This is a genomic window from Acinetobacter sp. M5A5_2a (assembly GCF_053345265.1).
The window spans coordinates 329,041-354,525 of sequence record NZ_JBKEZV010000002.1 but is presented as its reverse complement, the minus strand read 5'-3'; the positions used below and the strand labels follow the sequence as shown (position 1 = coordinate 354,525).

At 39.3% G+C, this 25,485-nt stretch carries 22 protein-coding genes; 14 read left to right on the top strand and 8 right to left on the bottom strand.

The features are described from left to right. Positions 1 to 3: 3 nt before the first annotated feature. The gene (dsbD, locus tag ACLBWE_RS04030) at positions 4 to 1,824 is read left to right on the top strand and encodes a protein-disulfide reductase DsbD (RefSeq protein WP_447601312.1); all 1,821 of its coding nucleotides are present in this window, start codon (positions 4 to 6) and stop codon (positions 1,822 to 1,824) included. Here the strand turns inward: dsbD and ACLBWE_RS04025 are convergent. Beyond that, complete coding sequence (locus ACLBWE_RS04025) at positions 1,819 to 3,012, bottom strand: GGDEF domain-containing protein (protein WP_447601310.1); 1,194 nt, start codon at positions 3,010 to 3,012, stop codon at positions 1,819 to 1,821. The two genes, dsbD and ACLBWE_RS04025, sit on opposite strands and share 6 nt — an antisense overlap. Before the next feature lie 175 nt (positions 3,013 to 3,187). Beyond that, a complete protein-coding gene (locus tag ACLBWE_RS04020; RefSeq protein WP_447601308.1) occupies positions 3,188 to 4,099 on the bottom strand; it encodes an alpha/beta hydrolase in 912 nt (303 codons plus the stop codon). A 151-nt stretch (positions 4,100 to 4,250) separates the two neighbouring features. On the opposite strand from ACLBWE_RS04020, the gene ACLBWE_RS04015 reads away from it, so the two are divergent. Next, positions 4,251 to 4,688 (top strand): DUF2147 domain-containing protein, encoded by a 438-nt coding sequence (locus tag ACLBWE_RS04015; protein ID WP_151821819.1) that lies wholly within the window; start codon positions 4,251 to 4,253, stop codon positions 4,686 to 4,688. 38 nt (positions 4,689 to 4,726) lie between these two features. Here the strand turns inward: ACLBWE_RS04015 and ACLBWE_RS04010 are convergent, their stop codons facing one another. Beyond that, the gene (locus tag ACLBWE_RS04010; RefSeq protein ID WP_447601306.1) at positions 4,727 to 5,077 is read right to left on the bottom strand and encodes a Spx/MgsR family RNA polymerase-binding regulatory protein; all 351 of its coding nucleotides are present in this window, start codon (positions 5,075 to 5,077) and stop codon (positions 4,727 to 4,729) included. A 455-nt stretch (positions 5,078 to 5,532) separates the two neighbouring features. Then, positions 5,533 to 6,357, bottom strand: a complete 825-nt coding sequence (locus ACLBWE_RS04005) for an exodeoxyribonuclease III (protein WP_447601304.1) — start codon at positions 6,355 to 6,357, stop codon at positions 5,533 to 5,535. Between the two features lie 38 nt (positions 6,358 to 6,395). Between ACLBWE_RS04005 and pyrE the strand changes: the two genes are divergently transcribed. Further along, positions 6,396 to 7,046, top strand: a complete 651-nt coding sequence (gene pyrE / locus ACLBWE_RS04000; protein ID WP_004639998.1) for an orotate phosphoribosyltransferase — start codon at positions 6,396 to 6,398, stop codon at positions 7,044 to 7,046. Positions 7,047 to 7,209: 163 nt separating this feature from the next. On the opposite strand, the gene ACLBWE_RS03995 is transcribed toward pyrE, so the two are convergent. After that, entirely contained in the window at positions 7,210 to 8,094 is an 885-nt protein-coding gene (locus ACLBWE_RS03995; protein WP_447601301.1) for an alpha/beta fold hydrolase, read from the bottom strand. A gap of 59 nt (positions 8,095 to 8,153) precedes the next feature. Between ACLBWE_RS03995 and ACLBWE_RS03990 the strand changes: the two genes are divergently transcribed. Then, positions 8,154 to 8,789 (top strand): TetR/AcrR family transcriptional regulator, encoded by a 636-nt coding sequence (locus tag ACLBWE_RS03990; protein WP_447601299.1) that lies wholly within the window; start codon positions 8,154 to 8,156, stop codon positions 8,787 to 8,789. Between the two features lie 365 nt (positions 8,790 to 9,154). Here the strand turns inward: ACLBWE_RS03990 and ACLBWE_RS03985 are convergent, their stop codons facing one another. Both ACLBWE_RS03985 and ACLBWE_RS03980 read right to left on the bottom strand, forming a co-directional pair. Next, entirely contained in the window at positions 9,155 to 11,344 is a 2,190-nt protein-coding gene (locus ACLBWE_RS03985; protein WP_447601297.1) for a TonB-dependent receptor, read from the bottom strand. Positions 11,345 to 11,570: 226 nt separating this feature from the next. Continuing rightward, positions 11,571 to 11,783: a DUF1737 domain-containing protein gene (locus tag ACLBWE_RS03980; protein WP_004639994.1), complete on the bottom strand. Its 213-nt coding sequence runs from the start codon at positions 11,781 to 11,783 to the stop codon at positions 11,571 to 11,573. A gap of 160 nt (positions 11,784 to 11,943) precedes the next feature. Between ACLBWE_RS03980 and gshB the strand changes: the two genes are divergently transcribed. The 8 genes from gshB (at position 11,944) to lpxC (ending at position 21,179) form a co-directional block, all read left to right on the top strand. Beyond that, positions 11,944 to 12,888, top strand: coding sequence for a glutathione synthase (gshB, locus tag ACLBWE_RS03975; RefSeq protein ID WP_092708475.1), 945 nt, complete (start codon positions 11,944 to 11,946; stop codon positions 12,886 to 12,888). A 237-nt stretch (positions 12,889 to 13,125) separates the two neighbouring features. Further along, a complete protein-coding gene (gene murG / locus ACLBWE_RS03970) occupies positions 13,126 to 14,223 on the top strand; it encodes an undecaprenyldiphospho-muramoylpentapeptide beta-N-acetylglucosaminyltransferase (RefSeq protein ID WP_132070613.1) in 1,098 nt (365 codons plus the stop codon). 11 nt (positions 14,224 to 14,234) lie between these two features. Then, a complete protein-coding gene (gene murC / locus ACLBWE_RS03965; RefSeq protein ID WP_003654096.1) occupies positions 14,235 to 15,683 on the top strand; it encodes a UDP-N-acetylmuramate--L-alanine ligase in 1,449 nt (482 codons plus the stop codon). A gap of 36 nt (positions 15,684 to 15,719) precedes the next feature. Continuing rightward, the gene (locus ACLBWE_RS03960; RefSeq protein WP_017391045.1) at positions 15,720 to 16,646 is read left to right on the top strand and encodes a D-alanine--D-alanine ligase; all 927 of its coding nucleotides are present in this window, start codon (positions 15,720 to 15,722) and stop codon (positions 16,644 to 16,646) included. A gap of 2 nt (positions 16,647 to 16,648) precedes the next feature. Then, positions 16,649 to 17,503, top strand: coding sequence for a cell division protein FtsQ/DivIB (locus ACLBWE_RS03955; RefSeq protein WP_005038012.1), 855 nt, complete (start codon positions 16,649 to 16,651; stop codon positions 17,501 to 17,503). 60 nt (positions 17,504 to 17,563) lie between these two features. Next, complete coding sequence (ftsA, locus tag ACLBWE_RS03950; protein WP_045433761.1) at positions 17,564 to 18,826, top strand: cell division protein FtsA; 1,263 nt, start codon at positions 17,564 to 17,566, stop codon at positions 18,824 to 18,826. A 164-nt stretch (positions 18,827 to 18,990) separates the two neighbouring features. Next, positions 18,991 to 20,166, top strand: a complete 1,176-nt coding sequence (ftsZ, locus tag ACLBWE_RS03945) for a cell division protein FtsZ (RefSeq protein WP_005300624.1) — start codon at positions 18,991 to 18,993, stop codon at positions 20,164 to 20,166. Positions 20,167 to 20,276: 110 nt separating this feature from the next. Then, positions 20,277 to 21,179: a UDP-3-O-acyl-N-acetylglucosamine deacetylase gene (lpxC, locus tag ACLBWE_RS03940; protein ID WP_005038014.1), complete on the top strand. Its 903-nt coding sequence runs from the start codon at positions 20,277 to 20,279 to the stop codon at positions 21,177 to 21,179. 97 nt (positions 21,180 to 21,276) lie between these two features. Here lpxC and ACLBWE_RS03935 read toward each other — a convergent pair whose 3' ends face one another. Next, complete coding sequence (locus tag ACLBWE_RS03935) at positions 21,277 to 21,717, bottom strand: DciA family protein (RefSeq protein WP_003654086.1); 441 nt, start codon at positions 21,715 to 21,717, stop codon at positions 21,277 to 21,279. A 107-nt stretch (positions 21,718 to 21,824) separates the two neighbouring features. Between ACLBWE_RS03935 and ACLBWE_RS03930 the strand changes: the two genes are divergently transcribed. Together ACLBWE_RS03930 and aceE are read left to right on the top strand one after the other, a co-directional pair. Next, positions 21,825 to 22,517, top strand: coding sequence for a M23 family metallopeptidase (locus ACLBWE_RS03930; RefSeq protein ID WP_045433755.1), 693 nt, complete (start codon positions 21,825 to 21,827; stop codon positions 22,515 to 22,517). A gap of 250 nt (positions 22,518 to 22,767) precedes the next feature. Continuing rightward, positions 22,768 to 25,485: a pyruvate dehydrogenase (acetyl-transferring), homodimeric type gene (gene aceE / locus ACLBWE_RS03925; RefSeq protein ID WP_424613049.1), complete on the top strand. Its 2,718-nt coding sequence runs from the start codon at positions 22,768 to 22,770 to the stop codon at positions 25,483 to 25,485.

Sequence of the window (25,485 nt, the reverse complement as noted above, 5' to 3'; positions counted from 1 at the left end):
TTTATGTTAATGAAAAAGCTTATACATCAGGGAATTCTTTATTTTCTAGCAGTTATTGTTTGTGTATTTAGCCAGTTGGTTTCTGCGCAAGATAAGTTACTGTCACCCGAACAAGCTTTTTCATTTTCGGTTGAATCTTCTGAGCCGCATACTGCGAGTTTATCTTGGCAGATTCAGCCAAATTACTATCTATATCAGCATAAATTTACCGTACAACAAGGTACTCAACCTTTAGCTTTAAAGTTACCTAAAGCAATTGCTCAACATGATGAAAATTATGGGCAAAGTCAGGTTTATTATCATCAAGTTAATTTTAAAATTAAGACAAAGCCTTCAGAACACTATAGTGTGACTTGGCAGGGCTGCGCCAAAGACCGTATTTGTTACCCGCCGCAAACCATTGAGTTTCAAACCGATGCAGATGGTTTAGTGGGTGTGCAGAACCAAGCAGGAACAGCGCCAAAAAGATTACTGGATTTAGCAAATACACAAGCAGACGCTTCTTCAGAAACTTTAGAAAAAGAGCAGAGTACACAAACGGCTGTTGATACAACTACACCACAAATTGCACAAGATCAGATCTGGTCAGCGAAGTTAATTGAACACTCACTTTGGTATGGGATTTTATTATTTCTAGGTTTAGGCATGCTGCTCGCATTTACGCCATGTTCTTTACCGATGCTTCCTATTTTAACTTCGTTGATTATTCGAGAGCATAAAGGTTTAAAAGCTTGGGTGATTGCACTTACTTTTGTCTGTAGTATGGCATTAGTTTATGCAGGCTTGGGTTTAATTGCTTCTTCGGCAGGCTTAAATTTCCAACGCTGGTTACAACAGCCTGCGACTTTAATTGCTTTTAGTTTGCTGTTTATAGTATTTGCTCTGAACCTATTTGGCTTGTTTGAACTTCGTTTGCCGCAAACATGGTTAAACCGACTTGACCGCATTCAGTCCATGCAACAAGGCGGCACTTTGATTGGTGCTGGCGTCATGGGTGTGGTTTCTGCGCTCTTGGTGGGTCCTTGTATGACTGCACCTCTGGCTGGAACATTATTATTTATTTCTCAAACACAAAACCAATGGCAAGGAGCTTTGCTTCTGTTTTGTTTGGGATTTGGGATGGGGATTCCCTTATTACTCGCGAGCATATTAGGTGCAAAATTTTTACCTAAAGCTGGTGACTGGATGCATCAGATTAAAGTGATTTTTGCTTTCCTCATGTTGGGTTTAAGCCTTTACTTTATTCGTCCTTTATTGCCTGATTGGGGCATGCAAGTACTTAGTTTAGTATTAGGACTCGCTTTTATCGCTTATGCTGTTTATCAGTTTTTCTGGAAAAAAGGGCAGCTACAATGGCTCTATGCGATTTTATTGTTAATCGTTACACCTTTTGTAGCCTATAACCAGTATCAACATATTCATAATCGAAATTTGCAAAGTTCTGACCATATGGCCGAGTGGCATATTGCAACTACAGCAGCAGATTTTCAGAAAATTTTAGCGGCTGCTCCCGCTGATCGGGCTATTGTAGTTGATGTTTATGCAGACTGGTGTGTTGCCTGCCAACCGATTGAACACCGTATTTTAAAAGCACCCGAGGTTCAATCTGCTCTTGCGCCATATTATTTAATTAAGCTTGATTTGAGCCATTATGATCAGTCGCATGAGGCTCTACTCAAACAATGGAACATTTTAGGGCCACCGACCTATTTATTCTTAAGCCCAGAGCAAAAAGAAATTCGTGCGTTGCGTTTAACTGGTGCCTTTAGCCAGCAAGAACTTTTACAGCAGCTCGCTAGTTTGGCAAAACTAAAAGAATCATAGCGTATTAACAGCCTCAGTCTGATGAAATGTACGTACCTGATTACGTCCTGAGGCTTTTACGGCATAAAGCACTTGGTCTGCCTGCCGAATAACAAGATATGGATCCTTTGCAAATGCTGAACTACTTATTCCAAAACTTGCACTAATATGAATGGGATTATTTTGAGTACTAAAAACTGGCAGTTCTTCTAGAGCATGGCGGCAGCGCTCAGCAATTTTTTCTGCTTGAATAATATCGGTATGGGGGAGTAATAAAATAAATTCCTCTCCACCAAATCGACCAATAATATCTTCACTACGCAAGTTTTTTGACAGACATTGAGCAATTTCAATTAAGACCTGATCTCCTTGATGATGTCCGTATATATCATTAATTTTTTTAAAGTGGTCGATATCAAGAAGTACGACCGCATAATCAAATTGCTGTTGATGCATTGACTCCAAATGAGTATTTAAACTACGCCTGTTTAATACATTGGTTAATGGGTCGAGTTGGCTTAGGCGTTGAATATAAGTTTCGCGCTGACGCCATTGGGTGAGTAATATTTCAAATAAAATAAAACAAGCCAATAAAATGGGCATAATAAAAAATGCCATACTCCCTAACCAAAAGGGGTTAGTTTGAGCACGTTGCATATCAATAAGATTAAATAACGGCGCATAAGGTAAAGTACCTCTCATACTTAAATAAGTACATACCGCTAAAATAATGGTGGCAGGTATCAGGGCGCTATAAACAATTTTTCGGTCGAATAACACGAGTCCCACACCAATGGTACCGACATAGCCAACCATGGTTGCAGGGCTAATGCTGCCAATTAAATATCCATCGTGGCATAGCATGAGTGCAAAGAATTGCACGCTAATAAATGGAATTACTTTTTGAGCCCATTCTTGGTTTTTGTAGAGGTAGCAAGGAATAATTACTAAGACTAATACAAATAAGGTGAATAGATGTAACCAGATTTGCGACTCAACGAGAGGTAAATTTGTCCATTGCCAAACACTTGGCGTAATTAAAATATAACCTTTCCATAAAATCCAACTAAAATTCATTACAAAGCTAAGTGTGAGCATGAGTGCGCTTTTTTGTAATGGCGTCCAGTTAATGATGTGATTATTGTGGATGAAATCGATTATCACCTGTTTTGTTTTATGTATGGGATGAGTGATTAAACGAATTTTCATAATAAGTAAGGGCTCCTAAGTACAGATGCCTCTTTTGTTAGACTATCCTAAAATTGGATTGTTTAAATAATTTATATTTTAAACATAACATGATTTTGAATTTAAATATGATGACTTTTTATAAAGAAAATAATGTGAAAAGTTTTATTCACTGTTCACATCATTTATAGATAAATTAAGTTTTATCGAGTTCATGAGCAAATTCAGCAATATCTGCCAAAGCTTGTTTTGCTTCATCAAACCATGCATTAAACATCTGGAAGTTATGCCACATACCTGTATAAAGTTTGAATTGAACTTTAACACCTGCATCTTCGGCTTTTTCTCTAAAGCGCTTGGCATCGTCTAATAATATTTCTTTAGAACCTACTTGAACTAAGGTTGGTGGTAGGCCATGCAAGTCATCGAAAATAGGCGAAACACGTGAGTCATCGGCTGCAATCTGATTGCCAATATAATGTTGGATCCCTGTTTGCAGGGCTTCAAGCGAAAGCAGTGCATCATGTTTCTGGTTAAATCTTAATGATTCGCTTGTCAGTGTTAAATCTAAAAAAGGCGACAATAAAATAAGACCACTTGGCATGAGCTCAGGTTGTTCTTTTAAGCGTAAACAAAGTGCTAGTGCTAAATTCGCTCCGCATGAATCACCCGATAAAATAATATCTTTTGGCTGAACACCTTGTACAACTAAAGATTGATAGATGTCATATAGAGCTTCGGTTGCCTCAGGGTATGGGTGTTCAGGCGCAAGTGGATAGTCCACATGAATAACTTGCATTTGGGTGCGAGCGGCCAAATCTGTCATAAAAGCATGGTGTGTTTTGACACTGCCAAGAAAAAAAGCACCGCCATGAATGTGAAAAATCAGTTGAGTAGCATGATCTTGCGGTTTGATTTCTTCACCTTTAATGCCTGCCAGCCGAATTGGGCGAACAGAGACATTTTTTTGTCGTGGAAAAGCACGACACATTTGGTCTAAAACAGGACGTAAGGCAGTAGGCGGTAAATTTAGCTGACTTGGCTTGCGAATTGTTGTTTTAAGAAAAGTTTCTGTAAAGTAATATTTCCAAACATTTGATATATTCATAGAGCATCCATTTTTATGCTAGTTTCTTGTTTTCTTGTAAATTTTATTTTGCAAGATTACAAGGTTACACGAAACAGTCACATTCAAAAATTGCAATATCTTTGCGACTTCTGAATACTAAAATCTTGAAAGACCCAAGGATATTACAAAAATGAAAAAGATTGCTTTAGCTTTAGGACTCATTGGTATGGCTGCATTTGCCAATGCGGCTGATACACTCAATGGAACGGTATGGAAAACAATTGATGATCAGACCAATAAGCCAAAAGCCGTAGTTAAATTTACGGAACAGAAGGATGGAACCTTAACTGCAACCATTCAAAACATTTTGACACCAGGCGAAGAAAACGTTTGTACAAAATGTGAAGGTCCGTACAAAAACAAACCACTTAAAGGTGTCACCATTGTACATAATTTAAAAAATGTAGGTGATAACAGTTATGAAAACGGTACGATTTTAGATCCTAAATCTGGCAAAACTTACAAATTGAAAGGTGAGTTAACAGATGGCGGTAAGAAGCTTAAATTACGTGGATATATTGGCGTTTCTGCACTTGGTCGTAACCAGACATGGATTCGCGCTAACTAAAAGTTTTATTAAAAAAACGAGCCAAATGGCTCGTTTTTTTATGCTTGGATATTTTGATATATCGCTTCATCAAAACCGACGATAAAACCTTGGGAGGTTTGTAAAACTGGTCTTTTAATTAAACTTGGTTGAGCAATAAGTGCTTCAATAAGATGGTCTTCACTGCTTAATGCACGTGTTTGTTCTTCTTCTGATAGCTTGCGCCAAGTGGTTCCTTTTTTGTTTAGAACAATGTCTTGCCCAATTTCTTTTAACCAAATTTTTAGGGTATCTACATCAATCCCTTGTTTTTTATAATCATGAAAATCATAGTTAAGCGCTTTGGCTTGCAAAGCATCAAATGCTTTTTTCATTGAGTTACAGTTTTTGATTCCATAAATTTTTAACATTTTATCGGACCATGTCAAAAAGAGAGAGCACACAGCCTAACCCAAAAAGCATTTGAGCACTACTTTATACAGATACTTTTAAAACAAATGAAAAATTATGATTAATCGAAAGAGAAATGTCATGTTATTGTCATAAGACAAAGCGATAATGAGCTTAATAAGAAGAAGTTAAAACTAAAAGAACTTAGCGCAAAAAATAAGAGACTGAAAAAGAGAAAACCCGCATTTAATCATCCTGATCATGCGGGTCTCATTTCAACGTCCAATGTCACATCCTTGCAAATAAACTTATCATAAGTTTATTTTATCTTCCTACGGCGTCCTATCCTTTTGCGTCATCCTGACTGCTTCCCTGTGCCGTGCAGCTATAATGCCGTTAAAGTTGTGTAAGAAAAATACTCAAAAACGACATATGCTGTAAGCTAAAACGACAATGTAAGTGAACAACTGTTCACTTATTCTTGAATTTTATAGTCGATGATAACGGGTGCATGGTCGCTAAACCATTGATCTTTAAAGACCCATGCGTTAGCTACACGTGTTTTCCAGTCCGGTGAACACGCTTGATAGTCAATACGCCACCCTACATTTTTTGCGCGAGCTTGACCGCGATTTGACCACCATGAATAAAGTTCTGCTTCTGCTCGAACTACACGGAAGGTATCAACATAGCCAAGTTCATCATAAATATGGTCAAGCCATGCACGTTCATGCGGTAAACACCCAGATGATTTTTGATTACCTGACCAGTTTTTAATATCAATCCGTTTATGAACAATGTTGTAGTCACCACAAATGATCACTGACTTATTTTCATCACGCCATTGTTTCAAGATTCTCGCGTATTCACCTAAAAATAAATCTTTACGTGCTTGCGCTTCTTCACCACTTGAGCCTGAAGGTAAGTATAATGATGCAATATGTACTGGATGTGACAAACCTAAATCGAATTCAGCAGAAATAAAGCGACCTTGACTGTCAGCCAGTTCAAACCCTAAACCATCTTTAACAGAGACAAAGGGTAGGCGGCTATATATGGCAGTTCCTGCGTAACCTGCACGCTCTGCTGGAAATAGATGGGTATGCCATCCTTCGGGTCTAAATTTTTCAGTCCATTGTTCATGGGTAATGCGGCTTTCCTGCATGCATACTACATCGGCATCTGATTGTTCTAACCATTCAAGTAAGCCTTTCGTCACCGAAGAACGCAAGCCATTTACGTTAATGGAAACGACTCGAAGAATTTTTACATCACTTGGATACTGATCCTTTGGTATCATGCGAAAATTTAACCTCAATTGTGAATTTGGAGCACCTCATGACAACGCCTGTGTCATTTAACCCGCAAGCATTTATCGAACTCGCATTATCACGCGGTGTGCTTAAATTTGGTGAGTTTACTTTAAAATCTGGACGCGTGAGTCCTTATTTTTTTAATGCAGGCCTACTCAACGATGGTGAAGCTTTATCTCTTTTGGCACAAGGCTATGCCGATAAATTAACACAATGCCAAAATGTTGATGTTATTTTTGGACCAGCTTACAAAGGCATTCCGTTTGTAGCAGCGACTGCTGTTGCCTTGTCGCAAGTACACAACAAAAGTGTGCCATGGGGCTTTAACCGTAAAGAAGCAAAAGATCATGGTGAAGGTGGTGTTTTAGTTGGTGCTGCGGTTGAAGGTAAAAAAGTCTGGATTATTGATGACGTAATTACCGCAGGTACAGCCATTCGTGAAGTCGTAACGATTTTGAAAAATGCTGGTGCAACTATCGCTGGTGTTTTAGTTGCGCTAGATCGTCAAGAACGTGGTCAAGGTGAGCTTTCTGCAATTCAAGAAGTTCAAAAAGAATTAGAAATTCCTGTGCATGCGCTGATTACTATGAAAGATTTAATGGATTATTTAGATGCGAAAGGCGAAAAAGAAGCACTAGCAAATATGCAAGCTTATCGCGAAAAATACGGTATCTAAGAGTTAGGTATGGAAAAGGAAGCTATGGCTTCCTTTTTTTATAATTTAATTATTGAGTTGATCTAATGGCATTGGTTAAATGATAGTCGTGGGGCCTGAAAAATTATAAAAAAACCGTTCTAGTGCGCTGAACACTTGATCTAGTACAAGGAAATAAAAAAAATTAATTAGTGGTAAAAAATGAAGACAAAAAAGCTTTTATTTCTTTTTCTACTATGCTTGGCTGTTCCCAAGGCGTCCAGTGTCCACAATCGTCAAGTTCAATCACTTTTGGATTAGGAATGATTTCTTTATATCTTTGTGCCATATGTTCACCAGAATTGGGATCTCTTTTTCCATTGATGAGAAGCATAGGAATTTGACTGTTGATTAATGCACCTACCAATCTATCTCGATGTTTAAAACGTTCGAAAATTGCACGGTTCAATTGAACTAAACTTTTCTTTCCTTGATTGATATTTAAGAGTTGATACCATTGTTGTAAATCTATATGGCTTGGCTGACTCTTTTGATCAAACATATTTTTCATGTTTTTTGAGAAAACACGAAAAGATAAGAACGATGTAATAATATGTCCAACAAAAGAAGCCATAAGTATTTGGATAAGGCGGGGGCGATAAACTTCAGGAAATAAACTACCATTCATAAAAACAGAAGATTTAATCTGAAATGATAAAAGGTTCTTCTGCTGTCGGTCGAGTAATTCCTGAATGATTCCAACGCCCAAATCATGGCCTATCAAATGAACATTCTGTAGATTCAATTTTTCAAGCAAAGAAATACATTGATCCGCATGATCTTGAACAGAATACCCATATCTACTAGGTTTATCAGAAAATCCTAGCCCAAGCAAATCGATAGCAAGTAGTTGGTAATTCTCTTTTAAAGTATCCCAGATCTTTGCCCAATCAAATGAACTAGTAGGATACCCATGGATAAGAAAAATTGTTTGAGCATCTGGTTTAGGTGAAAACTTATAGAAGATTTTAAAATTATTAAAAGTTAAATAATTTCCTTCTTGTTTCCAACTCTGTAATGTGTAGTTCATTATTTTTCCTTTTTTTGTTAGCCTTACACTGTAAGGTACATTATTAGGTAATCATTTTTATGTCAAATCAAACTAAGAATCAAAAAAAATCAAAAGCTAATTTGTCGAAAGATTTGATCATTCAAACTGCTTTAGAAATGATAGAAGAACAAGGTATAGAAAGCTTCAGCCTACGTAAACTCGCTCAAAAGCTGGATTGTGAAGCGATGAGTATTTACTATCACATGAAGAATAAAGAAGAAATTCTTGATCAGATTGTAGATTTTTTAATTACAAAAATTACGTTTCAAAGCCAAAGAGATGATCCAAAAGAACAATTAATGTATGTAGCAAAACAATGGAGAACATTATCCCAAGAATATCCAAATTTTTTTCCTATCTTAGCTATACACCCATTGAATACAGATATTGGATATAACTTTATGAATGGTATTTTATTAATTTTTAAAAATGCCAACCTAGCTGTAAAAGATGCCAGTTACTTTTTAAGAATTTTAAATTACTACTTGATTGGAATGGGTATTGATGAAGCGAAAGGATATTACCTAGCAAATAAAAATCTAAAAATTGATAGATATCCTTTGTTAGAAGATGCTAAATCATATTGGACGCAAGAAGATCAAGATGAAATTTTTGAGTTAGGTTTAAATATGCTTCTGACTAATATGTTACATAAGAATTATATTGAGAGATAAAGAGGTAGAAGATATATGAAGTTATTGTTAGGTGTATCGGATTTCACATAATGGTCGTTATGCAAAATGCTCTAATTTAAATATTTTTCCACCTTTGAAAACAGCAAAAGCCGATTTTGTAATATGTCAGCTGCTTTTTTAAGCGGTTTTATCACTTCTAGTCAATAAAGTGACCTGTTCGAAATCTTTTACATTCTACTTCGTACACTTCAACGTCATGTCCAACTTGTCTTGTTGACCTTGTTCAGTCATTACCCAAAGGCGAAAAAGAAGCGCTAGCAAACATGCAAGCTTATCGCGAAAATACGGTATCTAAAAAGAAAAAGGCATACCTCTAAATAGGGTATGCCAATTTATATTTTTACTTAGAACTGATAGTTCAAACGCAATAAAACATTACGTGGTGTGCCCGGCATGCTGTCTGAACGCCAATACTCTTTATTGGTTAAGTTGTTCACTGCAAGTGTGATATTCCATGGGTCTGCACTATAGCCAATTGCTGCATCGACGCGATTAAAGCCTTCCATTTTTACTTGATTATTAATATTTGGATAATAAGATCCGACATAAGTCACACCCATTTCGGTATACCACTGTTCGGTTGGTAAATAGCGAATAAATAAATTACCTGTATTTTTTGATGTGTTGGCTAAAGAGTTGCCTTCTTGTTCAGGTTTTTGTTTGTCTTCTTTTACTTTCGCATCTGTGTAGCCATAACCACCGCGGACAAAGACATTATCTAGTACACGGCCAATAAAACTAAATTCAAGACCACGAGATTGATGCTGACCGGCCGTTGCCCATACTTCTGGTTCTTCATTAGGCTTTGGTTTATAGCGGATATTATTTTTACGAATATCAAAGACCGAAAATTGAGTATTTAAACGACTATCTAACCATTCGCTTTTTACCCCAACTTCGTATTGCTCGTTATATTGAGGCTCTTTATCCATTTTTGTGACATCAGTGCTTCCAGTAACTTGGTTAACACCCATTTGTCCACCAAATGGTGCAAAGCTCTTAGAGTAAGACGTATAAAAACTATGTTCAGGAAGCGGTTGCCATACCAAGCCAACATTCGGGCTAAAGCTGCCATCTTTTACATTACGGTGTTCATTAGTTAATTTGTTGGTGGTTGAAAAGTCGAAGTAATCGTAGCGGACACCCATCATCAGTTTAAGTTGGTCATTTAGACCAATTAAATCCTGAATAAATACGCCATAAGTTGTGCCTTCATTATAGTTGTGCTGTCTAATTTCTAATGGGCCATTGCCACGACTATATTCACGTTCGCCCGTGAATGGATTAACGTAACCATAAATGGCTGACCCATTTTGAGTTTTATTGGCTAGACGTGGCTCTCGCTGTTCATAAGTCCAGTCTGTACCCATCATGATTTGATGTTCAAGCGAACCTGTTTTGAACTTGCCCTTAATATCAAATGTATTGGTGGTGGTCTTATTGCTGGTTTGTTGCCAGTAGTAAATTTGGTCGATGTAACCTTTTTTAGTACAAGACTCATTCTTTGAGTTTTTTCCATCTAACCCACAATAAGTTCCAAAGTAAAAGTGATCAAAGTTCTGTTCTGCTTGTCGGTAACTTGCTGCCCAGTGAAAGTTCCAATCAGGTGCATATTGATAATCCACATCAGTACGCACAACTTGCAAAATATCATCAACATAATCGCCGTCTTGGGCAAATCCTGTTTTGATCGAAGTTCCCGCAGGCAAGTTTTCATATGCTGGACCACGATCAGGCACACGACCTAATTTGTCATAGGTATATTGTGTAGTCCAAGTAAGCGTTCCATCATCATTTTTATACGTAAAACTTGGTGAAAACATCTCAATTTTATTTTCAATACCAGAGCGGAAGCTATCTGTCTCGCCATATTCTCCCGTAAGGCGTACTGCTAAATTGTCATTAATGACTTGGTTGATGTCAGCAGTGGTTCCATAGTTATCGTATGAACCTGCATAAGCGCCAACTGAACTTTTAGAGTCAAAATTGGCGAATTTACTCACCATATTCACAACCCCGCCACCAGCACTACGGCCATATAAAACAGAAGCGGGGCCTTTTAAAATTTCAATACGCTCAATATTGGCAGTACTACGGCGTACTTGACCACTTTCACGTATACCATCACGGTAAATATCACCTGTATCAGCACCAAAACCACGAATGGTAATGCCATCACCACGCATATCGTAATTGGTAGATACCCCTGGGGTACCTTGCAGCATAACGCTTAAATCATTTGATCCATAAATTTTATATTTCTGAACATCAATGGTATCAATGGTTTGAGGGATATCTTTTTTGTCTAAACCGTTACGTGTGACATTGGCCTTGTCATAGTCGATATAGCTTTTAATTGGGTCTAACTCACTCATCGCCTCAATTTTTATGGTGGGCATGGTCGCTGCAACTTTCGAGGATGAGTTACTAGAGTCTTCAGCGTATACACCTTGAATATTCAAGATCATTAAACTGAGTAAGCTGAGCGGGAACAAACGCTTAATTGGGGGAGATGATGTAGAAATTCTTAACATAAAATAAAATCAATTAACAAAAATAAAAGTATTAATGATAATTATAATCATTTCTTTGTTTAGAATAAAAGAACTATTGTCTTTAAAATTTATGAGATTGCTTTTTTAAGTCTTTATTTTGAAGGGGTGTAGCGATTGCTCAAGCTAACAAGGGGGAGTATTGGTTAGCTTGAGTTATTAATTTGGATTAAGAAGATGTTTTTAGAGATGAAAGGAAATGTTTGAGTTAAGCATTATTTTTGAGAACATCTAAAATATCCATTTCTGGATCATAATTCTCGTCAATCGTTTTGCAAATTGCTTGTCCAACAATCACATGTGTGCCATTAAAGGTCATGCTGGGTGCTTCATATAATTCCCAGCCGTGATTCAGTGCTTTAGTTACTCGTGCACAAAAAGCAGAGTCATCAGGGCCAGTTAAATAGCGATAAAGTTTCATCTTTAGCCTTTAAAAATAATATTTTATGGTCATAGTTTAACTGAATTTACTTGAGTTCTAGTTAATGGAATAACAGATAACGATTTACTGAAATTAAGAAAAACGAGTGAAAAATCTCAGCTATACTCATGCTAATTTAAATTTTATGAAGAGCTTGAGCATGCGTGTACTTGTCGTCATGGATCCGATTGAAACCGTAAATCTTAAAAAGGATTCAACCATGGCAATGTTGTGGGCGGCGAGCCGTCGTGGACATGAATTGGGTTATGCATTACAACAAGATTTATATATCGATCAAGGTAAGGCTTACGGTCTAATCTCGCCATTAAAAGTATTTGAAGATTACAATCATTATTACGAATTGGGCGAAAAGAAAAAAGAATCTATCGCGGCTTACGATGTGGTATTGATGCGTAAAGATCCACCGTTTGATATGAATTTTGTCTATACAACTTACGTGCTTGAACAAGCTGAACGCGAAGGTTCATGGATTATCAATAAGCCTCAGTCATTGCGTGATTGCAATGAAAAGCTATTTGCAACGCAATTCCCAGAGCTGCAAGTACCTACACTTGTAACATCGCAACAAAGTTTAATTCGTGAATTTCTTAAAGAACATGGCGATGTCATTGTGAAACCACTTGATGGTATGGGTGGTACGGGAATTTTCCGTTTATACCAAGACGGTGTAAATATTGGTTCTACTTTAGAAATGCTTACAGAGTTAGGTACTCGTCCAATTATGGCTCAGCGTTATATTCCTGAGATTGTAGAAGGGGATAAGCGTATTTTGATGGTAAACGGTGAACCTATTCCTTACTGTCTAGCTCGTATTCCACAAAATGGTGAAGTGCGTGGTAACTTAGCGGCAGGTGGCTTAGGTCAAGCGCGTCCGCTGACTGAAAACGATAAACTGATCGCAGCTAAAATTGGCCCTTTCTTGCGCGAAAAAGGTTTGATTTTTGTTGGTTTAGATGTGATTGGCAATTATGTCACTGAAATTAATGTCACTAGCCCAACATGTATTCGTGAAATTGATGCTCAATTTGGTACATCAATTGCCGATAATCTGTTTGATGTATTAGAAGCGGGTCGTACGACTTAATTATTTATTTCAGGTGATTTTCAGCGGTATTTATGGGAAATCACCTGAAAATATATGAATTAATAAAATCACAATATGAAATACGCTAGTGCTTTGTAGGCATATTTTCAAAAAAGCACATCTTTCTGTTATAAACGAGTGAAATTAGCTTTTCGTTAATGAAGCTTTAGGATTAAAATAAACGGCTACAAAAATAGATGACAATTTCCATTGTTTTTTGAGTTGAAGAATTAGACCGTGACCGATTCACAGCAAAGCAAACCTAAACATGTCATGATGATGGCTGCCGGTACAGGTGGACATGTTTTTCCAGCCCTCGCCGTAGCCAAACAACTTCAACAACAAGGTTGTCAGGTTTCATGGTTAGCCACGCCAACAGGTATGGAAAATCGTTTATTAAAAGATCAAAATATTCCAATTTATCAAATTGATATTCAAGGTGTTCGTGGGAACGGTGTGATCCGTAAACTTGCTGCGCCTTTTAAAATTTTAAAAGCGACTTTAAGCGCAATGCGCTATATGAAACAGCTTAAAGTTGATGCTGTGGCGGGATTTGGTGGTTATGTTGCGGGGCCTGGTGGTTTAGCAGCACGATTGTTAGGTATTCCAGTACTTATTCACGAGCAAAATGCGGTTGCTGGTTTTACCAATGCACAGTTAGCGCGCGTTGCTAAAGTCGTGTGTGAAGCATTTCCAAATACTTTTCCTGTTAGCGAAAAAGTTGTTACAACCGGAAATCCGGTACGTCGTGAAATCACAGATATTTTAAGCTCTAAGTGGCGTTATGATGCGCGTGAGCAAGCGGGACAACCTTTAAATATTTTAATTGTCGGCGGTTCTTTAGGTGCAAAAGCGCTTAATGAACATTTACCGCCAGCGCTCAAAAAAATACAAGTTCCACTCAATATTTTTCATCAAAGTGGTCAACAACAAGTTGAAGCAACTCAAGCACTTTATGCAGATGCACCATCCAATTTAAAGGTGCAGGTTTTGCCGTTTATTGAAGATATGGCAAAGGCTTATAGTGAAGCTGATTTAATTATTTGCCGAGCTGGAGCATTGACGGTGACGGAAGTTGCAACAGCAGGCGTGGCCGCAGTTTTTGTACCACTTCCTATAGCAGTTGACGACCATCAAACTGCAAATGCCAAATTTCTGGCTGATATCGGCGCTGCAAAAATTTGCCAGCAATCGACTATGACACCAGATGTTTTAAATGAATTGTTCACTTCGCTGATGAACCGCCAATTACTTACAGAAATGGCAGTTAAAGCGCGTCAACATGCCCAACCAAATGCGACTCAGCATGTGGTTGATCTTATCCAAAAAATGTAATCGGATTTACTATGTCTCCATCAACAGCTGCGAACCAAGCAAAAAAACTGATTAAAGTGCCTGAAATGCGCCGTATCAAACACATTCATTTTGTGGGGATCGGTGGTGCTGGGATGTGTGGCATTGCAGAGGTATTGGGTAACCAAGGTTATAAAATTTCTGGTTCAGACATTAAAGCATCTAAGACTACAGAACAATTAGAGCAAAATGGCATCAAGGTTTATATTGGCCATCAAGCGGAAAATATTAAAAATGCCAATGTACTTGTAGTTTCTACAGCGATTGATCCAGAAAATCCAGAAATCAAAGCAGCGATTGAACAACGTACTCCAATCGTACGCCGCGCAGAGATGCTAGGTGAGCTTATGCGTTACCGTCATGGTATTGCTGTAGCTGGTACACATGGTAAAACCACGACGACTAGTCTTTTAACTACAATGTTGGCTGAAGAAAACCTTGATCCAACTTATGTCATTGGTGGTTTGCTTAATAGCACAGGTGTAAATGCTGCACTGGGTGAAAGTCGTTTTATCGTGGCTGAAGCTGATGAGTCAGATGCGTCTTTCCTTTATTTGCAACCGATGGCAGCCATTGTAACGAATATCGATGCTGACCATATGGATACCTATGAAGGTAGCTTTGATAAATTAAAAGATACGTTCGTACAGTTCCTTCATAACTTACCATTTTATGGTTTGGCTGTAGTTTGTGGTGATGACGCCAACATTCGTGAAATTATGCCACGTGTAGGCCGCCCAGTTATTACTTATGGTTTTAATGAAGATAACGACATTCGCGCAATTGATGTTGAACAAGATGGTATGCGTTCACACTTTACGGTGTTACGTAAAGGTCGTGAGCCGCTACGTTTAACCATCAACCAACCGGGTATGCATAACATCTTAAATGCTCTAGCTGCTATTGGTGTTGCGACTGACGAAGGTGTTTCTGATGATGCAATTAGTCGCGCTTTAGCAGGCTTTAGTGGTGTTGGTCGTCGCTTCCAAGTACAAGGCGAATTCGAACTTGCCGATGGTAACGTTAAGCTAGTTGATGACTATGGTCACCATCCGAAAGAAGTAGAAGCGACTATTAAAGCTGCTCGCCAGAGCCATCCAGATCGTCGTTTGGTTATGTTATTCCAGCCACACCGTTACTCTCGTACCCGCGATTGTTTTGATGACTTTATTGAAGTTCTTTCTCAAGTCGATCAATTATTATTACTGGAAGTTTATCCTGCCGGTGAAAAGCCTATTGTAGGTGCTGACAGCCGTACTTTGGCGCGTAGTATTCGTTTACGTGGACAGGTGGAACCGATTTTGGTCGATCCGGTTGAAGGTAATTTGCAAAACATCATGCAAAATGTGTTACAACCAAATGACTTGTTATTAACGCAGGGTGCGGGTAACGTTGGAGCAATTTCAGTAGAACTTGCACAACACCATTTGTATGTGAAATAAACAAAAATATTGAATTATCGGGTTAAGGATTTAAACGTGTCAAATGCTACAAAATTCGGCAAAGTTGCCGTGCTATTTGGTGGGAAATCGGCTGAGCGTGCTGTGTCTTTAGATAGTGGTCAGGCAGTTCTGGATGCTTTATTGCGTTCAGGTGTTCAGGCTGAAGCATTTGATCCGCAAGACCGCAGTGTGACTGAACTTGTAAATTATGATCGTGCATTTATTGTACTGCATGGTCGTGGCGGTGAAGATGGCCAGATTCAAGGTGTACTTGAATGGTTAAATCTGCCTTATACCGGAACAGGTGTACAAGGTTCTGCGATTGGCATGGATAAAGTCAAAACCAAGCAAATCTGGCAAGGTAGCGATTTACCTACAGCGCCATATCGCATTATTACTAAAGATACAGATTTAGATGCGGTTATTGCTGAGTTAGGCTTGCCTGTCATTATCAAACCTGTACATGAAGGCTCAAGTGTGGGCATGAGTAAGGTTGAGAAAGCAGAAGACTTTGCTGCTGCAATTGAAAAGGCGACTCAGCACGATGCTGTTGTGATGGCAGAAAAATGGATCACAGGTCGTGAATTCACAATCTCGTTCTTAAATGGACAGCCTTTGCCGGTTATTCGTTTACAACCACCAGCAGACGTTGCTTTTTATGACTATGAAGCAAAATATGAACGTAATGATGTTGAGTACGGCATTCCTTGTGGTCTAAGTGAGACAGAAGAGAAGAACCTGCAAGCATTGTGCTTACGTGCTTTTCAAGCAGTTGGTGCTGAAGGCTGGGGCCGTATTGATGCGATGCAGGATGAGCAGGGTAATTTCTGGCTTTTAGAAGTAAACACTGTGCCAGGTATGACCAGCCACTCTTTAGTTCCAAAAGCTGCTCAAGCTGTTGGCTATAGTTTTGATGAATTGTGTGTTGCCATTCTTGAGCAAACATTGGAAGGTACGGCTTAAATATGGCACAACTTCCGGCTTCCATGCGCCGTAAACGTGCGGCCATCACCTCTATTCATGATAAACCGCCTACACGTAAGCAGAAGCTTGCGAATGCTGGTGGATGGGTGCTGTTGGTTATTGCTTTTGTAGTGCTGGCAGTCGGAATTTATGGGCTATATAAAGTTATTACAGATGCAAAAGTTGCAAAGCTAGAGGTTGTGGGATCGGCGTCTTCAGTTGAAACACAACAAGTGATGCAGCATGTTGCTCCAATTATAAAAGCGAATTATTTCACATCTGATTTAGAGCAGATTCGTGATAAAACATTAGAAATTTCGTGGGTAGACCGAGTTGTGGTATCTCGTGCCTGGCCCAATGGTATTCGTGTTCGTGTCATGCCTCGCCATGCCATCGCCCGTTGGGGAACAGGTCGCTTGTTAAGCGATGGAGGCGATGTATTCAGTGAGGCAGAGCCGACAATTCATCCTGAGCTTCCGTTACTACATGGTCCGGTAAGCCAGTCGAAAATGATGATGCGACGCTATAATGAAATCAATCAATTATTCCATCCCGCCAATTTGCGCCTAAAAGAGTTATATCTGACGGAGCGAATGACTTGGTTTATGCAGTTTGATACAGGTTTACGAATTATTGTTGACCAAGATCAAACAATGAATAAGTTGCAACGTTTAAGTCATCTGGCACAATCTGACTTAAAACCGGTGTGGTCGAAAATCTCAGCCATTGATTTGCGATATCGTAATGGATTATCTATTCAATGGAAGAACGCAACACCACCTAAAATTGTGAATGGTCAGTTTGTTGTAACGATTGATGACACAAGCATTGCAGGTGGAACAAAAGCAAAGCCATAATACGTGGCTTTAAAATAGGCAATTTGCCTGGTATTAAACAACAAAGAAATGGTATGAGTGATGAATGAAGCTGTTCCCTCAGTTGTTGCGATTGACATTGGGACGCATAAAGTTTCAGTTTTGATTGGAAAAATTCATGCGCCGGATAACATTCAAGTTATCGGTATGGCAACTGCTCGCAATCGTGGCATGAATAAAGGAAAAATCGTAAGCCTCGATAAAGTCATCGCTGCGATTAAAAATGCTGTTGCTGAAGCGGAAAATATGGCCGAATGTCGCATTCATAGCGCATGGGTATCGATTCCGAGTACCGAGTTGCAAAGTTTTTATGCCTCTGGCCGCACACCAGTTGCTAATCCAGCACATGTTATTACAACAAATGAAGTCGTGCGCGCGTTAGAATTGGCAAAAGCAAGTCATGTGACTTCTGATTACTATTTAGCAAGTGCAGTGCCGTTAGGCTTTGAATTGGGTGATTCTGCTGAATGGGTGCAGAATCCAATTAACATGACTGCCCATAGTATGACAGGACATTATCAGTTAATGATGATGCCTATAGCGACTATGCAAAACCTTGATCGCGCCATGAAAGGTGCAAATATCGGGGTTGAAAAAATGGTGGTATCTTGCTTGGCAACCGCCGAGGCAAGTTTACTTAAAGATGAAAAAGAATATGGTGTTTGTCTGGTCGATGTTGGCGCAGGCATTACCAATCTTGCAGTTTATCTAGATGGACGTTTGGCTCTGGCACGTACATTGCAGCGCGGTGGTGAACACGTTACACGTGATATTGCTGCTGTATTGCAAACTACGACAGAAGAAGCTGAACGCATTAAAATTCTGTATGGTTGTGTCGATTTAAGTGCTGTTAAGCCAGATCACATGATTCAGGTAGAAGGAATTGATGGCCCTCAAACCATTAGTCGAATTGAGTTGTCAGAAATTATTATTGCCCGTTATGAAGAGATCTTTAGCCAGATTCGCGATGAACTCGAACACAGCGGCGCAATTCATGGTTTATACCATGGTGTAGTACTGACAGGTGATGCTTGTCAAATCGAAGGTATGGTGAGTTTAGCTCGCCGTATGTTGGGGGTATCTGCACATTTGGGCAATCCACCGTTACAGGTTTATGCTGATGATCAGCATCAAGCCGCGTTACGTCGTTCGATGTATGCAACAGCAGCTGGTTTGCTCATGTTTAGCCAAAGTGAGTTGCAAGAAGCTGTTGAAGAGCCTGAAGAGGCAAATGACCGTTCGGTATGGGAACGAATGGTAAATGGCTGGAATGCGTTTAATAGCAAGCTAAAAGCCATTTTTTAGGATGTATGGATTTATTGGTAGAATTGTTAGGAAGTTGTAAGAGAAAACCACTGTACTTGACAAGGTTTGTATTGCACAGCATTCTTAAAATTAGTTGTTTTTGAAAATCAAGGCAGTATACGGGCTGAAGTGACTGCCATAATGTATTAGGAACCCTAAAGGTCATGGCCTCATTTGAATTTATAGAAGATGAACTAAACGATGGCAACGGTCAAGCCCGTTTCACTGTATTTGGTGTAGGTGGTGGTGGCGGTAATGCTGTTCAACATATGGTGCAGTCTGATATTCAAGGTGTTAAATTCGTTTGTGCCAATACAGACAAACAAGCACTGGACTGTATGAATGCACCTTTCAAAATTCAGTTAGGCGAGCAAAGTACGCGTGGTTTAGGTGCTGGTGCTAACCCTGAAGTAGGGCAAGTTGCAGCAGAAGAAAGCCGTGAAATTATTCGTCACCATCTTGAAGGTACGGATATGGTATTCGTTACCGCTGGTATGGGTGGTGGTACGGGTACGGGCGCGGCACCTGTCGTGGCTGAAGTTGCCAAAGAAATGGGTATTTTGACTGTTGGTGTTGTAACAACTCCATTTAACTTTGAAGGCCGTCGCCGTTTAAAATCTGCTGAACGCGGTATTGAAGCGCTTGAAGCACATGTTGATTCATTGATTATTATCCCGAACCAACGCTTACTTAGCGTATATGGCGATATTTCAATGAAAGATGCTTATAAAAAAGCTGATGATGTATTGTTAAACGCTGTACGTAGTATCTTTGACCTTGTTGTAAACCGTGGTCACATTAACCTTGACTTCGCCGATTTGAAAACTGCAATGAGTACACGTGGTTACGCAATGATGGGTGCTGGTTTAGGTCGTGGTGAAGATCGTGCACGTCAAGCAGCTGAACAGGCTATTCGTAGTCCATTGCTTGATAACGTGAATATTATTAATGCTAAAGGTGTGTTGATTAACATTACTGGTGGTGATGATATTACTCTACGCGAAACTGAAATCATTACTGATGTCGTGAACCAGATTGTTGACCTTGATGAGGGTGAAATTTTCTACGGTACAGTATTTGATCCAGATGCGCGTGATGAATTACGTGTAACAGTGATTGCAACTGGTTTAACTCGTAATGCTGCAGACGCAGAACCGAGAAAACGTAATACAGTAAGTCATGCATCGACTCAATCAGCTCAATCTGTTGATGAAGATGACGTTCCTGCTATTAATAAGCGTCAAAATGCAGACAATGAAGTGAGTAGTAACGCAAGTTCTTCTCCACGTTCTTCTCCGATGAGTATTCAAGATTACTTGAAAAATCAGCAACGTAAGTAAAAAATTATTAAATTAAAAAAAAGGCAGTGTTTAAACACTGCCTTTTTTTGTTTTTGATCAATGACTAAATATGCTAACGTATAGCGGTTTTAAAAAAGAAGTTACAAAGCATGGTGAAACAACGTACTCTCAATCGTGTGGTAAAAGCGAGTGGAATAGGTCTTCATAGCGGTCAAAAAGTGATGATCAATTTCATTCCACATACCGTGGATGGAGGTATTGTATTTCGTCGTATCGATTTAGATCCACCTGTGGAAATCCATGCGAATGCTTTACTGATTCAAGAAGCTTTCATGTGCTCCAATTTAGTAATTGGAGATATAAAAGTTGGAACGATTGAGCATGTGATGAGCGCAATTGCAGGTTTGGGAATTGATAACCTTATTGTTGAGGTATCTGCGTCCGAAGTTCCGATTATGGATGGAAGTGCCGGCCCATTTATTTACCTGTTAATGCAAGGTGGATTGCGTGAGCTGGACGCACCGAAAAAATTTATAAGAATATTAAAACCAGTTGAAGCATTAATCGATGATAAAAAAGCAATTTTTAGTCCGCATAATGGTTTTCAGTTAAATTTTACGATTGATTTTGACCATCCGGCATTTGCTAAAGAATATCAATCTGCGACTATCGACTTTTCTACTGAAACTTTTGTATACGAAGTTAGTGAAGCTCGTACTTTTGGTTTCATGAAAGATCTGGATTATCTCAAAGCAAATAACTTAGCTTTAGGTGCAAGTTTAGATAATGCGATTGGTGTAGATGACACGGGCGTTGTTAACGAAGAAGGCTTACGTTTCGCTGATGAATTTGTGAGACATAAGATTTTAGATGCAGTAGGTGATTTGTATTTGCTTGGTCATCAAATTATTGCCAAGTTCGATGGCTATAAATCGGGACATGCTTTAAATAATCAGTTGTTACGCAATGTTCAAAGTGATCCGAGTAATTATGAAATTGTAACATTTGATGACGAGAATGAATGTCCAATTCCATATGTGAGTGTGACATAAGTCATTGTCTTTATTTGGTCATGTTATAATGTAACATTTTAAAGTGTGAATTTTGTCACATAAATATGGCTGAACTTTTCATTAAATATAGAGCTCGTCATTTTTTATTGCTTGCCAAACGTAGTAAAGCTTGGCTAAGCTTAGGGTCGCTCACAAAGTCGGCTGCACTACGTAACATTTCTTGTGTTTCCGGGGGAATGGGTTTAGATGGCTCAGATGAGGGTGGATTGGGAATGTTTTTATTTCTCAAGCGAACCTGAATTCTTTGTAGGTCTTTTAACCCTTCAAGTTGAGATAATTTAGATACATATTGGTTCTGTAAATAACTGAGTTGACTAATCATCGCCTGATTTTCACCAGTAATGATCAAAGAACCATTTTGATAACACACGACCTGCCATTGTTCCGGTTGGGGCAATAAGGGTTGGATAATTTTCGTAAGTCTTTGCCATTGCGCGACTTGCGTTGTTAGAAACGTAAGGTTTCCTGTTTTTATGTGTTTTCCGGATTGTTGAAAAACGTTATCGGGTTTAGACATGGGTCATTCTCGGATAGATTCTTGTCTTCATCTTAAGCGTTCATTTCAATCGATATCAAGGAAGAGATCATAAGGAACTTAAGTAAGAACAGTTTCAAGAGGTTTTTATGCACACGCGTCGTATTTTATTAGCGTTTTCACTTGCCGCTTCGGCAGCATCAGTTGCTTTTGCAGATTATCAAACAATTAACCAATCTACTGATTCAGATCGATTGGAACAACTATCAAAAACATTATCTCAAGGTTCATATACACATCCTGATGATTTAGATCTTCCAGCGAGTGCGAAAGTTTCAGTGACCTTACGCCAAAAAACGGTTGAGCTCAACAATGAGTCACTCGCTAAAAAATATGGCAATACGACAGCTAAGAACTCTTTCAATACCTCTTCTTCAAATGCTTATTCGTGGTTAGTTTCTCATCCTCTTCCTGATACAGTACGTGTTTCTTCCAACTTTGGTGGCCGTACGATGAGCGGTCGTGCCGAACATCATGGTGGATTGGATATGGCTGCTCCAAGTGGTACACCAATTTATGCTACAGGCCCAGGTATTGTAACTAAATCTGGTTGGGGCACTGGCTATGGTCAATATGTTGAAATTAACCATGGTAATGGCTATTTAACACGCTATGCGCATGCTTCGCGTTTAATGGTACGTGTAGGTGAACAAGTTTCGGCAGGTGAACATATTGCCAATGTAGGTTGTACTGGTCGCTGTACTGGTCCACATTTGCACTATGAAGTAGTAAAAGATGGTCAACGTAAGAACCCAACAACTTACTTAGCGATGCTTCCTTAAAAGCATAGTGAAAAAGGTTAAGGTTATTGAATTTATGAATCTGAAATTAACTTAAACCTTTTTTAACGTAAAGATTGTATAAAAAAACGCCATTATTGGCGTTTTTTTGTTATTTTGTTTAATGCTCGGTCAATGACTATTCATTCAGAAAATAATAGGCCCCCCTCACATTCACCCGTGGCAATAACTAGAGAGGGGTAAAACGTGGTAAAAATACAAAGTAGATTAAAGGACAAGGAACAGGTGAATTATGGCGTTTTACGGTGACTCCGATGCACAAGAAACCCAAGAGTGGCAAGATGCATTCGATTCAGTTTTACAACATATGGGAACTGAGCGCGCGGCATTCTTATTGGAAAAACTTTACCAACAAGCAATTGCCAAGCATGTTCCCATTCAACGTCTCAATACACCTTACTTAAATACAATTTCTGTTGAAGAACAACCTGCAATGCCAGGCGACCAAGATATGGAACGCCGTATTCGTGCATTGATTCGTTGGAATGCCTTAGCAATGGTACTTCGCGCGAATAAAACAGGTGATGATTTAGGTGGACACTTGGCGAGCTTCGCATCAAGTGCAACATTATATGACGTAGGTTTTAACCATTTCTTCCGCGCAAACAGCGATAACTTTGGCGGAGATATGATTTATTACCAAGGACATTGTGCTCCTGGTATTTATGCTCGTTCATTCCTTGAAGGGCGTTTGACTGAAGAACAGTTAAGTAATTTCCGCCGTGAAGTTGGCGGTAACGGTTTACCAAGCTATCCACATCCATATTTAATGCCGGACTATTGGCAATTCCCAACTGTATCAATGGGTCTTGGTCCAATCATGTCGATTTATCAAGCGCACATTCAAAAATATTTGATGAATCGTGGCTTGATCAAAGAAGAAAATCGTAAAGTCTGGGCATATCTTGGCGATGGTGAAATGGATGAGCCAGAAAGTACTGGTGCAATTTCACTTGCTGGTCGTGAAAAGCTTGATAACCTAATTTGGGTGGTTAACTGTAACTTACAGCGTCTAGATGGTCCTGTACGTGGTAACGGTAAAATTATTCAAGAATTAGAATCTTTATTCCGTGGCGCAGGCTGGCGTGTCATTAAAGTAGTATGGGGTCGTCATTGGGATCCGCTACTTGCAAAAGACAGCACAGGCGCTTTAAAAGCGGTAATGGGCGAAACAGTTGATGGTGAGTATCAACGCTATCAAGTGAAAGGTGGTGCATATACACGTGAGAAATTCTTTGGCAAGTACCCAGAAGCTGCGGAACTTGTAAAAGATTTAAGCGATGAAGACATCGATAATCTTAACCGTGGTGGTCATGACCCGTACAAAGTTTTTGCTGCCTATGCAGAAGCAATGACAGCCAAAGGTCAGCCAACAGTTATTCTTGCGAAAACTGTTAAAGGTTATGGTTTGTCTGAAGAAATTGAAGCGGTGAATAAGACTCACCAAATCAAAAAAATGCAGATTGATTCTTTGAAATATGTACGTGACCGTTTTAACCTGCCATTTACAGATGATCAATTAGAAGAGCTTCCATTCTATCGCCCAAGTGAAAACTCTCCTGAAATGAAGTATATGAAGGCGCGTCGTGAAGCTTTAGGTGGCTATTTACCTGCACGTCGTAAAGAGAGTGAAATTTTAGCGATTCCTGAATTATCTGTATTTGATGCAGTATTAAAAGGTTCTGCAGGCAAAGAACAATCAACGACCATGGTGATGGTGCGTTTAATTGCTTCTTTACTTAAAGAAAAAGCAATTAAAGACCGCGTAGTGCCAATCGTTCCAGATGAAGCGCGTACTTTTGGTCTAGAAGGTATGTTCCGTCAGCTTGGTATTTATGCGGCTCACGGTCAAAAATATACCCCAGAAGACCAAGAACAGTTAATGCATTACCGTGAAGCAAGTGACGGTCACATGCTTCAAGAAGGGATTAACGAAGCTGGTGCGATGAGCGCATGGGCTGCATTGGCAACAAGTTATTCAACGAATAACTTGCCAATGATTCCGATGTACATGTACTACTCAATGTTTGGTTTCCAACGTATTGGCGACATCGCATGGGCTGCGGGTGATGCACAAGCACAAGGTTTCTTGTTAGGGGCTACTGCTGGTCGTACCACATTGAACGGTGAAGGTTTACAGCACCAAGATGGTCATTCACATATCTTGGCGAACACGATTCCAAACTGTGTATCTTACGATCCATGTTTTGGTTATGAGTTGGCTGTAATCGTACATGATGGTTTACAACGTATGTATGTGAACCAAGAGCGTGTGTTCTATTACTTAACGGTAATGAATGAAAACTACGAGCATCCTGCAATGCCTGAAGGCGCTGAGGAAGGCATTAAACGTGGTATGTACTTGTTCGAAAAAGATGAAAAAGCAACTGTCCAATTGATGGGTTCAGGTGTAATTCTTCGTGAAGTGATCAAAGCTGCGAAAATCTTACGTGATGAATACCAAATCCATTCAAACGTTTGGAGTGTAACAAGCTTCAATGAATTGTCTCGTGATGGTATGGCGTGTGAAGAATACAACCGTCTACACCCACTTACTGAAGAAGTGAAAGAGTCTTGGGTATCTAAACAATTACGCGGTACAGAAGGTATTGTTGTTTCAGCAACAGACCATATGCGTGCGTATAGCGAACAAATCCGTGCTTATCTTCCAGATGGTCGCCCATTTGTTGCATTAGGTACAGATGGTTATGGTCGCTCAGATACACGTGCTAACTTGCGTAGTTTCTTTGGTGTTGATGCTGCACATATCGTTGTTGCTACTTTGAAAAAATTAGCTGACGAAGGTGAAGTAGATGCACGTTTAGTTAAAGATGCAATTTCTAACTTTGAGTTAGACACTGACCGTCCAGTGGCATGGGCTCCACAAGCACACCCAGAAGTTCAAGCAGTTGCTGAATACCATGAAACGCAAACAGGTGAGGGGAACTAA